The 9,569-nt window shown below is 60.1% G+C and carries 11 protein-coding genes and 1 tRNA gene; 5 read left to right on the forward strand and 7 right to left on the reverse strand.

What is annotated here, in order from left to right:
- The first annotated feature begins 129 nt into the window (after positions 1–129).
- Positions 130–396: a CHAT domain-containing protein gene (locus tag O7A05_RS33550; protein ID WP_337097676.1), complete on the forward strand. Its 267-nt coding sequence runs from the start codon at positions 130–132 to the stop codon at positions 394–396.
- A gap of 368 nt (positions 397–764) precedes the next feature.
- Here the strand turns inward: O7A05_RS33550 and O7A05_RS33555 are convergent, their stop codons facing one another.
- Genes O7A05_RS33555 through O7A05_RS33565 form a run of 3 tightly spaced genes read right to left on the reverse strand, consistent with a single transcriptional unit; the run spans position 765 to position 4,152 of the window.
- Positions 765–2,690, reverse strand: coding sequence for a helix-hairpin-helix domain-containing protein (locus tag O7A05_RS33555; RefSeq protein ID WP_337097678.1), 1,926 nt, complete (start codon positions 2,688–2,690; stop codon positions 765–767).
- Positions 2,687–3,484: a PP2C family serine/threonine-protein phosphatase gene (locus O7A05_RS33560; protein ID WP_337097679.1), complete on the reverse strand. Its 798-nt coding sequence runs from the start codon at positions 3,482–3,484 to the stop codon at positions 2,687–2,689. Before O7A05_RS33560 ends, O7A05_RS33555 begins: the two co-directional genes overlap by 4 nt.
- Positions 3,484–4,152: a vWA domain-containing protein gene (locus O7A05_RS33565; RefSeq protein WP_337097680.1), complete on the reverse strand. Its 669-nt coding sequence runs from the start codon at positions 4,150–4,152 to the stop codon at positions 3,484–3,486. The genes O7A05_RS33560 and O7A05_RS33565 overlap by 1 nt, the downstream gene beginning before the upstream one ends.
- Positions 4,153–4,404: 252 nt before the next feature.
- Here O7A05_RS33565 and O7A05_RS33570 point away from each other — a divergent pair, with 252 nt between their 5' ends.
- The gene (locus tag O7A05_RS33570) at positions 4,405–5,016 is read left to right on the forward strand and encodes an SH3 domain-containing protein (RefSeq protein WP_337097681.1); all 612 of its coding nucleotides are present in this window, start codon (positions 4,405–4,407) and stop codon (positions 5,014–5,016) included.
- Here O7A05_RS33570 and O7A05_RS33575 read toward each other — a convergent pair.
- The 3 genes from O7A05_RS33575 to O7A05_RS34610 all read right to left on the reverse strand — a co-directional run bounded on the left by O7A05_RS33575 (position 5,007) and on the right by O7A05_RS34610 (position 7,044).
- The gene (locus O7A05_RS33575; protein ID WP_337097682.1) at positions 5,007–5,810 is read right to left on the reverse strand and encodes a DUF4236 domain-containing protein; all 804 of its coding nucleotides are present in this window, start codon (positions 5,808–5,810) and stop codon (positions 5,007–5,009) included. The genes O7A05_RS33570 and O7A05_RS33575 overlap by 10 nt on opposite strands.
- A 162-nt stretch (positions 5,811–5,972) precedes the next feature.
- Positions 5,973–6,149, reverse strand: coding sequence for a hypothetical protein (locus tag O7A05_RS33580; RefSeq protein WP_337097684.1), 177 nt, complete (start codon positions 6,147–6,149; stop codon positions 5,973–5,975).
- Positions 6,150–6,309: 160 nt separating this feature from the next.
- Positions 6,310–7,044, reverse strand: a complete 735-nt coding sequence (locus O7A05_RS34610; protein WP_337097686.1) for a poly-gamma-glutamate hydrolase family protein — start codon at positions 7,042–7,044, stop codon at positions 6,310–6,312.
- A 193-nt stretch (positions 7,045–7,237) separates the two neighbouring features.
- On the opposite strand from O7A05_RS34610, the gene O7A05_RS33590 reads away from it, so the two are divergent.
- The 3 genes from O7A05_RS33590 (at position 7,238) to O7A05_RS33600 (ending at position 9,104) form a co-directional block, all read left to right on the forward strand.
- Entirely contained in the window at positions 7,238–8,533 is a 1,296-nt protein-coding gene (locus O7A05_RS33590; protein WP_337097688.1) for a DUF2130 domain-containing protein, read from the forward strand.
- Positions 8,534–8,841: 308 nt separating this feature from the next.
- A complete protein-coding gene (locus tag O7A05_RS33595) occupies positions 8,842–8,991 on the forward strand; it encodes a hypothetical protein (protein WP_337097689.1) in 150 nt (49 codons plus the stop codon).
- 14 nt (positions 8,992–9,005) lie between these two features.
- Positions 9,006–9,104 (forward strand) — tRNA-OTHER (locus O7A05_RS33600).
- 30 nt (positions 9,105–9,134) lie between these two features.
- Here O7A05_RS33600 and O7A05_RS33605 read toward each other — a convergent pair.
- Positions 9,135–9,569 (reverse strand): hypothetical protein (locus O7A05_RS33605; protein ID WP_337097690.1); only part of this gene is annotated, 435 nt, incomplete at its 5' end.

The raw sequence follows: 9,569 nt of genomic DNA on the forward strand, positions 1-9,569 counted from the left end.
ACAATGTGAACCGCCCCCACACGAGCCTCGACGGGCTCACACCGAACGAATTTGCAACCCGGTCCAGATCGGACCACAACGTGAACAGGGCTAACTTATAGGCGCGGACAAAACGGGGAGCACGTCAAGTTGATTAGCCTCCATGCGGATACGGTTAAATGCGTGATCCTCAGCGCATGTTATTCCGAGGATGTTGCGAAGGCCGTTCGAGCTCATGTGCCGTGGGTGATCGGATGTGACCAGTCGATCGCAGACGACGCGGCGATTGCGTTCTCTCGTGCCTTTTATCGCGCCTTGGCAAATGGTCAGGACTATCAGAAGGCATTCCGTCACGCGCGCAACGAGGTATCACTAAACGGGATGAGCGCCGAGGCCGATAAGTACAAGCTTCTCTAACAGCCGCGTCTTTGCACACAGCAGGCCGAAGGCCTTCGAGCCGGCTTGTTCCGCGAGGTATCGGCGCGTCCCGAGCAAATCACCTTAGTTGCCAGCGAAGGGAAACCTTCCGACGCGACACAGCGAACCTCGAACTTCACGGCTGATTGAGGGCGCAACCTGCCCCGGAGGGAGGGACTGGAGCGTCTGCTTCCAAGAAAACGCAAATGCTACATGGACGTCCGTGATGAGGCGCAAAGCCGCCGTTCACCTCTCCTTCGAGTCAGCGCTCCGGCCGGCAAAAAACGTCGGGGCCTCCAACAAGGTGAAATGGCTTGACGCGCAACCAGGGTGATGAAGTTATGATTGGCGATCCAGCGTTAGCCGTCTCAACCTGAAATCGCGGCAACGTTTGCCGACGACTGATCCAATGCCAACCGCAATCGCTCCATTTCCGGGCGACTGTGTTCTCGGGCGGCAAGAATCTGGGCTCTTGTCTGCTTGAGTTGCTCAAGACCGAGAATCAAGGCGGCCTGCAGCCGCTTGCGGTCGCCGAGAATATCCTGGTCAATCTGCGCGATATCGCGTGGATCGATCGCGCGTGAGGGATCGAAGACAAAGCGGGCTTCGACGGACCTTCGCCAATTCAACAACTTCTGCGCGGTTTTGGGCCCGAATCCGGGCACGCTGTAGAGCTTGTTCCTCTCGACATCGAGCGCTGTTTCGACGCCATATGACTCCAGGACCTGTTTTTTGCCCGGTCCGATGCTCTCGATCTTTGCCGATGAGATTTCAAAGTTGTCCAGGAACCGGTGCAGTTGCGCCTGACGGAGGTTGCGCTCGAGCTCCGAGATCCTGGCTACCCGTTTGGAAGGTAAGATGTCCCATTCGCGCCTGAGCCCGGCGAGCACCGTTTTTTGCCTGTCGAAGGCATCCGGCCCGGCCCTCTGCATCCACGTGGTTTGCGCGTTTTTCCACTGGGTGGCGGCCTCGCCGGCCATGCGCCGGTATTCCGCAGCCTCACTGTCCCTGTTCAAGAATCCTCTCAACCCCAGAAAAACCCCCAAGGCGATGCCCAGCACCCAGATCTGCGTCATCATCAAGCCAGCGACGCCGACCACTGCGGCCGCTATTCCTGCCCGGAAGTTGGTGCGGCGCGCGTGCCCCTTGAGCTTCAAGGCGTTGGGATCTGGTGTCACATTCTTCTCAGGGACGGTCGGCACCGGCCCGGGATGCGGGATGGCGTCCACCTGCCGCTGGAATCCGGCGATATCGAAAAGCGTCGCCCCTCCGGCGGGAACAACGGTTGAGAACAGCGGGACGCCCGTGGCCCCTTCCATTTTGCACCAAGGGCACGGCGATGAGCCAAGTGACCAGTGGCTGGAATTGGCGGAGCACTGCTTGAGGTTCGCTTCAAGTTCGGCCAGGGCAGCCACCCAGTCCCGGGCGACGGGCCTGCCAGCCGACGTTCCCTTTTGCGAGAAGGCATCCTCAAACATTTTTGCAAGTCGTGGGCCAACGATGGCGAGTTCGGGAGAACTCGGAGGCCTCGCCATTCCAACCGCGGCGGCGTTCGCCCCGTAGGGAAAGCGATACTCCTCGATGGCCTTCCAAATCGGCATGTCGCCGGGTCCCGCGTAGCGGCCGGCAAAGGGGTGTTTTCCCATGAACAGCAACAGGAAGGCCATCACGGCCAAACCGAAATTGTCGTGATTGGGTGTTCTCAAAATGCCCGAAAACGATCTGCCCTGCAGCTCCGGCGGTGTGAAGGTCTCGATGCCCACCTCGCAAAGATATTGCTGGCCCAGGTAGGAGACCTGGAAACTGTCGCAGTCGATCAGGCGCACGGTAGCGTCCTGCGCCACGAGCACACCGCCGTGGTTCACATCCCCGATGACGCAGGCGTTGTCGTGAACGGCCGCAAATGCCCTCGCGGTGTTTGCCGCCACACGTGTCAGAAATCGCCAATCAACCCGCTGAAAGTCGGTTCTGCGGCTTTTGGGGCTGTAGAGCTGATGGATGCTCTTGCGACCGCTGATCTTCGGCATGATCAGCCCGATGGGCTTGCTGTCCTTGGAGCAGACCAGCCCCGTCGGCCAGGCCGTCAGCTTTTCGAGTGAATCGGTTTTGATCTTCCCCATCGCACGGATCTTGTCGATCCTCTGCTGCTCGAGCGGCCGGTGGTAGATCTTGGCGACATGGTTCTTGTGTGCAGCCAGGTCATAGACGGCGCCCTCGCCGCCCTGGCCGACGATTTCACCAAGTTTGAGGGCTTCCCCTCGCAGGGTGAACACCTCGCGGACCTTGGCATTCATTTTACGGCCACCATAGGTTCAGCTGGCGATCTCGTGGCCAGGATCAACGACTTGTCATCATCGGTCCTCTCGCAGATTTGCGGCGAAAGCAGATAAGCCTTCAGTCCATCCGACAGCGTAGAGTCCTCGCCCGCCGCCGCTGATCGTCTGACGGCCGGGAACATCGTGTCGAAGAAAGGCTGATGGACGCTGCGCGAAGCCTGGTGCAAGACGAGGTTCTCGATGCCGTCCGAGAACAGCGCGACTTCGTCAATGCGGCGCGGCGCGAACTCGAATTCGAGGACATCCGCGACATTTGATGACGTGACGAAGTTCGTCGTGTTGGCAAACTCGCCGTGCTGCGGCCAGAACACGTAGGACCATCCGTCTTCACGGCCGTGCGAAACAACCATCGCGCCGTCACCGACCTGAAAAAACACGGTGCTTGTGGGGCCGAGGATGGCAACCAGCAGTGTGCATGCATAATTACGCACCTCGTGCCCGAGTGCGCGCGCATGGGCAGCGATGCGCTCGGCAATTTCGGTCACCCAGCCCAAAGCTTTTGGCCGGTCGATCTGATCGAGCGCACCGTTCTCTGCGAAGTGCACGAAAATGAGCTCCAGCAGGTTCTGCCCGGCCAGCCAAGACCCAACCTCCGAGTGCGCCGCACTGCCAGCGCCGTCGCAGACAGCGGCCGCGAGGATTAGACCTTCCCCGCCCTCGATCAGAGCATGGACCGAATTATCCTGACAGGGCTTGCCGGCAGTGACATGCGAAGTGCCGATGGCGCTAGCCGACGCTATGCGCCAAGACATCACACCTCGGCCCAACCTGCGGGAGATTGGAGCGCCACGGTCTGTCCGACCTGCGACTGCGAGACGCCTGACAGCGATGCGGAGAGCCATGAGAACAGCTCGCGGAATTTGAGGCCACTTAGCTTCAGCGGCTGGCGTGTGGAGAGCTTGGCAAGGATGTCCATGTTGGCACCCTCGACGCCAACGGCGAAGAACGAAAACGCCTTCGCCGCCTCGCCGGATTTGACCGCGTGTTCGGCAGCAACGATGCTGTCCGTGGGTGCGCCGTCCGTCATCAGAAAGACCCAGGGGCGATAATAGGAGATGCCGTTCGCGCGGTACTCATCTTTGCGACTTCGCAACATCTCTAGGCCTTGCTCGATCGCCGCACCCATTGGGGTGTCGCCGCTGGTCACCAGCGTGCTGGGCGTAAACAGGTCAGCGGTCTGGAAAGGCGCGACGATGTTGACCGGTCCGAAGGTGACGATCGCGACCTCGACGCGTTTCATCGCCAGGCTGTCGGCCGCGAGCTCGTCCTTAAAGGCGACAAGGCCCTGGTTCAGCGCGTCGATCGGCGCTCCGTTCATCGAATACGACGTGTCGAGCAGAAGGAGGCATGGACAGCGAGGTTCGGGGTTATCCGCGAACTCTGCAGCCCCAAACGGTATCTGGTCAAACTGGTTGGACATTTTACTCGCCTTTTCGCGGAAATATCGCTTCCCGCAAACCCGGGTCTCCCGGCATTCGGCAGGTGAGCGTCCAAAAATTATTGAAACCGGAATTGCAAAGCGCGTCGATGCGCTTGCCCGCCCCAATTTTCAATCCCCTTCCCTATCTACAGATGCTCGGTTTCTGCTGTCAATTGACTTGAGATTTAGCCACCAAAAAGTCGATTCGACTTTCGCGGACTGCTCTGTTTTGTATTGTGCAGGGAGGGTGAAATGGTCAGCCAACAACGGATCGGCTGGGGCATCGCGGTTTTCTGCGCTATCGGGTGGGCCATGTCGAGCATCGACGCCAGATCGCCGCCCCCCGCCCCGCCAGCGGTCCCCGCGGCAACCGCCTCCGCGGCGCCTCAGGCACAGCCGAACAACAGCTCGATTGCCTATGCAAAGCCCGACGCGGTGGCTGCCCAGAAGACCAACCCCACCACGTTGGTCCGCTGGCTGTACACCACCAAAAACGTCCGTGTCAGGGTCGCGCCTGAAACCGGGGCGCGTATCATCACCACGCTTCCGCTGGGCGACCTGGTCCAGACCAATGGTCAACAAGGTGACTGGTACAATGTAACGGTCTCAGCACGGATCGGATGGATCCATGGCGACTACCTCAGCGAGGCGAAGCCGGTCGAGCTGACTTCGACCGCACCGGTCGCGCCAGCGGCTGTATCAGATGACGGCACCGTTTCGGAGCATGCTTCGGGCGATCCTGTCAGAGACCCCGTGGTCGGCAGATGCGACTGCCCATACGACCTGATGCGCAATGGGCGTTTGTGCGGGGGCCGGAGCGCTTACAGCAGGCCAGGCGGCAGAAGCCCGGTGTGCTACTGGTAGGAGGGCTGCGCCGCCAGCAGCGAGCGGTTGATCCACCCGAATGTGACTTTGTCCTTGCTGACCCGAGCCCAGCGACCATTGATTTCGACGACCGTCAGAGCGGTGCCGGCCGGCACCTGCCTCACCACGGTGCCGCCCATGGAAGGATCCGACCGGATGTTCGCGGTCCTGGTCACGACTGCCGTTGAGAATTGCTCGCTTTGCGGCTGCTCGACCGCTGCCGAGGAACCCAGATCGGTTCCGAATGATGTGCTTGGCGGTTTCTGATCACCAGCGGAGGCGGGCCAGCCATCGCCAACGGGAGCGTCCTGCTGAACCGGCGCTTTGGCTTTTTCCACAAATGGCGGCAGACTCGAAGGGCTGATGTCGCGGCTTGCCGGCGGCAGCGGTTGGGTCTGTCCTGGTTCCTGGCGGACGGTTCGGGGTGCCAATGTCAGGCTTGGCGCAGCGCCGGATTTTGTGTCGGAATTCTGGGCCATCAAGGCCGCCCCCACACCGACGACACCGACAGCAACCAACAAGACTTGCGCCGCCCGGCTTCCCCTGGCGGCGTGGTAGATCAGGGCCACGAGTGCTGCGATAAATAACCCCAGAAAAAGAGCTGATCTACCGCTGCGCTTGGAAGCATAGGACATGCCCGAACCGGGCAGACCGACCGTGCTCTGAATGCCGCCACGGCCCATGTTCAACGTGGAGCCGGGCTTGCCAAAGGAGGCACTGCTGAGCCCTTTCCCCGTGACGTTCAGGCGAACGCCGGGAATAAGCCTCAATGACTTTCTGTATCTAAACCCCACTGCGCCCCCGCGCGTACTTTGAAGCGAACATTAGCGTTGGGGCGCTTGCGAAGCAACGTCCGTTTCATAGAACTCGAGGCCAAGTAGTCTATCGATTTGAAAGTTCCGTTTGTTTTTGCCGGGCTTCGTCGCAACGGCCTTCACTTTGGCCGGACGTTTATCCTAAGGCGTCCCGACGTCGATCTGCAGCACCAGAAGTGGTATGTCCTGCTGTGCGAGATGTGATTTGAGGGTCACCTGGAAACGCTCAATGTCTAGCAATACCTTGCGGCATACACGGATGATTTCATCGCCGTTTGGCTCTTTCGCGAATACAACGTTGATCTGAAGATCGGCCACGAGACTTCCGGTCAGGGCGGTTGTCCGCGACGAAGGCAGCGACACCGAGATTTCGCTGGCCGAGAATGACCAGCGCGAGGCAAAGAACCTGCGGGCGTTCTGTCAGCGCTGCCACATGCTGCACGACAAGCCGGAGCACCTTCGGCAGCGAGACCTCAACTTAAAAAAATGCCGGGCAGTCGGAGACCTCTTCGGCGGCCGGTACGAGTAGGCTGCAAACGCCTAAGCGGGCAGACCATTCCCCTACAATGGTCAAATTTTCAGGCAGCTCCCGGTTCGCGTAGATGCTCCGAAATGGCCCTGCGGATCGCCCCGGCAAACAGCGCGCGGCGTTCGGCATTTTCGACGAGCGCGGCCCGCAGCGATTTTGGCAGTTCAAGCTGCACACCGGCCCGGTTGATTCCACGATTGCAAATGTTGTTCTTGTGCTCGCCAGGCAGCGGTGGCCCGAGGTGATGGCCTTGAAGCCCGCCGCCTCTAAGGCCACCGCGATCGCGTCGCGCAACTCCTTGCCTAGGCCTCCGAGCCAGATCGTTTCCGGGTCGTCGCCCGCACGGCCGTGCATGCCGATAACGATCTGGGCCCTGCTGACCAAGTCGACGCATTGATTTTCGTCGAAATATTCGGACGGTATATGCAGTTCGGGATGCGGTCGTTTCGGCTTGAGCCCTTCAAACAGGTAGAGCGAGAAATCATGCCCCGCGACGGCGGTGGCCAACTCTGACGTGCCATGCTCAATCCAGCCGCCATGCGGCGCGACAATTGCCACGGTCGAAGCTCGATCCAGAACCAGAAAATCGTAGTCAACGCCCTGCGTCTTCTCGGCTGCCAAGTCAGCGAAAGCCATGTACTCGCCGTTTTTGGTCTTCCGCATAATGCCTGGAGATCGATTCATCGCTAGCTCCCAGTCCATCTCTTAGACCCCTCCGGATCGCAACGAGCAGGGCCAATGGCCGGTGCGGTACCAGTCAAGGGACCTCTCCGGGGGATAACTGGCAAGTTCACTCTTTGTTCTATCCGGTCGCCGTCCAATCCTGTATACTTCGAGGCGTTCTTTTGCACCACGTTCCCTTCCGAGGATCTGCCTGATGACTATCCAGCCCAGGACTCTCAATGAGCCGACAATCAGCTGCCCGAGCTGCAAGACCGACATCAAGCTCAACGAGTCGCTCGCGGCGCCGCTGATTGCAGCCACGCGCGAGGAATACGAACGGCGACTGGCGCAGAGCAGCGACGCCATGGCGGCCCGGGAGGAGGAGCTCCAACGCAAGCAGGCGGCCATCGACGCCGCCCGGGAGGACATCGACAGAAAGGTCGCCGAAAAACTCAAGCTCGAGCGTGCCGAGATAGCGGTTGAAGAGGCCCGCAAGGCCAAAATTCTGGTCTCGACCGACCTGGAGGACAAGGACCGGAGGCTAGGTGAGTTGGAGGCGACGCTGAGAGCGCGGGACGAGAAGCTCGCCGCAGCACAGCTGCAACAAGCCGAATTTATGAAGCAGCAGCGGGCGCTCGACGATGAAAAGCGCGAAATGGCGCTGACCATCGAAAAGAGAATTCAGGAAGGGTTGGACGCCGTCCGCGTCAAGGCCAGGACCGAAGCCGAAGACGGCCTCAAGATGAAGGTTGCCGAAAAAGAAGAACAGATCGCCGGCATGCAGCGCCAGATCGAAGAGTTGAAGCGCCGCGCCGAGCAGGGATCCCAGCAGCTTCAGGGCGAGGTCCTTGAACTCGAGTTGGAGTCGCTGATCGCCAGCCGCTTCCCGATGGACATCATCGAACCGGTCGCCAAGGGTGAGTTCGGTGGTGACGTGCTGCAGCGCGTGGTGGGGCCTGCCGGCCAGCCCTGCGGCGCGATCCTGTGGGAATCAAAACGCACCAGGAACTGGAGCCAGGGCTGGCTAGGCAAGCTGCGGACAGACCAGCGCGCCGCCAAGGCAGACATCGCGTTGATGATCTCCGAGGCGCTGCCTGCGGGGGTCGAAACGTTCGATCTGGTTGATGGCGTCTACATCGCCCATCCCAAATGCGCGATTCCGATCGCGATCATGCTCCGGCAGTCCCTCATCGAGCTCGCCAACTCCCGCCTCGCCCAGGACGGCCAGGCCACCAAGATGGAGCAGGTCTACGGCTATCTGACTGGCCCTAGGTTTCGCCACCGGGTCGAGGCGATCGTTGAGAAATTCTCCGATATGCAGGACGACCTTGCCAGGGAAAGGAAAGCCACAATCCGCCTATGGGCCAAGCGGGAGGCTCAGATCCAGGGTGTCATCGAGTCGACCGTCGGAATGTACGGCGATCTGCAGGGCATCGCCGGCAAGGTGATGCAGGAGATCGCGGGCTTGGAGGTCTTGGCCATAGAAGCATCCGCGTCCATGCCCGATTGAGAAAGGCGAATCTGGACTGGAATCGGATATGAGACCGAGGGCAAGCCGCTCTTTGTTACGGATGATCCGTCAAAAGCGGAACGCAACCCCAAGAAGCCGCCGCGCTGGACCCACTCGCCCAGCCGGGTCGTCAGATTGCTATGCAGCCTCCGGTTTTTGAGCCAAACTGTTCGGACCGTCGAGGTAGAGGTGGATTTCACGGTCTGTCACGGGCAAGCTTTCATTGTACCATTCAGAAACGCATTGCCGCCCTCGAGGCCCTTAAACTTCTTGGCCGGGAGGAACGGCGCAACACGCCCAATGGCAGCATGACGAACCGCTATCATTTCGATGGCTTGATCGAGGCCGCCAGGCCGTTTGCACTGGAAAAGGCCGCCGAGATCAAGAAGGCGGGCGAGGAGAGGTCGAACCGGCTAAAGCGAAAGAAGCCGCAGCTGGTCGTGGACAACGATGCATAAGCAGATCGTGGCGAAGCTCAGCGGAAGAGCGCCTCGCTTTCGACCTGGGTGGTGCGTGACACCGCTATCTAGGGGCGAGGAGGTCGCAGGTTCAAGTCCTGCCGTAACGCCCATCGGGGTTCACTAGCACCTGGCCCCTTTGCCTATTCGACTGGAAAGGTCGCGAGATTGCCAGCGTGAGACCGCATCTCCAAACGTCGATCCTGGTATTTTCCGCGGTAGTTGAACAGCGCGAGAAGCTGCATTTCAAGAAGCCATTGTGAGGCGTCCCAGGCGTGGAAAATGTCCATGTCATAATCGAAGGGCCACGAATGCGTGACGCCGTTGCGGAATTCGGTCAGCAACGAGAATCCGTCGCGAGCCAGCTGCCCCTTCTTAGCTTTCAAACGTTTGCGAAGCAGGCCGGATTGATCGGCCGGATCCCCTTCGATTTTGAGCAGGCGGGTGCAGGTGTGAATCGGCGTGCAAAATTGACCCCATAAGCCGGGGAATCGGCGTCCAATTTTGACCCCCCTGATGCTTTGATTTGCGACCATCGGCTCGTCGTAGCGAGCGGATGGTGTGGGGGATGAAGTCGG

This window comes from Mesorhizobium argentiipisi (SeqCode) (assembly GCF_037179585.1).
GTDB classification, from domain to species: Bacteria; Pseudomonadota; Alphaproteobacteria; order Rhizobiales; family Rhizobiaceae; genus Mesorhizobium; species Mesorhizobium argentiipisi.

Excerpts from the sequence above, each read along its gene's own strand:
- O7A05_RS33555 (WP_337097678.1), bottom strand. The coding sequence starts at position 2,690 with ATGAATGCCAAGGTCCGCGAGGTGTTCACCCTGCGAGGGGAAGCCCTC.
- O7A05_RS33560 (WP_337097679.1), bottom strand. The coding sequence starts at position 3,484 with ATGTCTTGGCGCATAGCGTCGGCTAGCGCCATCGGCACTTCGCATGTC.
- O7A05_RS33565 (WP_337097680.1), bottom strand. The coding sequence starts at position 4,152 with ATGTCCAACCAGTTTGACCAGATACCGTTTGGGGCTGCAGAGTTCGCG.
- O7A05_RS33570 (WP_337097681.1), top strand. The coding sequence starts at position 4,405 with ATGGTCAGCCAACAACGGATCGGCTGGGGCATCGCGGTTTTCTGCGCT.
- O7A05_RS34610 (WP_337097686.1), bottom strand. The coding sequence starts at position 7,044 with ATGAATCGATCTCCAGGCATTATGCGGAAGACCAAAAACGGCGAGTAC.
- O7A05_RS33590 (WP_337097688.1), top strand. The coding sequence starts at position 7,238 with ATGACTATCCAGCCCAGGACTCTCAATGAGCCGACAATCAGCTGCCCG.
- O7A05_RS33595 (WP_337097689.1), top strand. The coding sequence starts at position 8,842 with ATGACGAACCGCTATCATTTCGATGGCTTGATCGAGGCCGCCAGGCCG.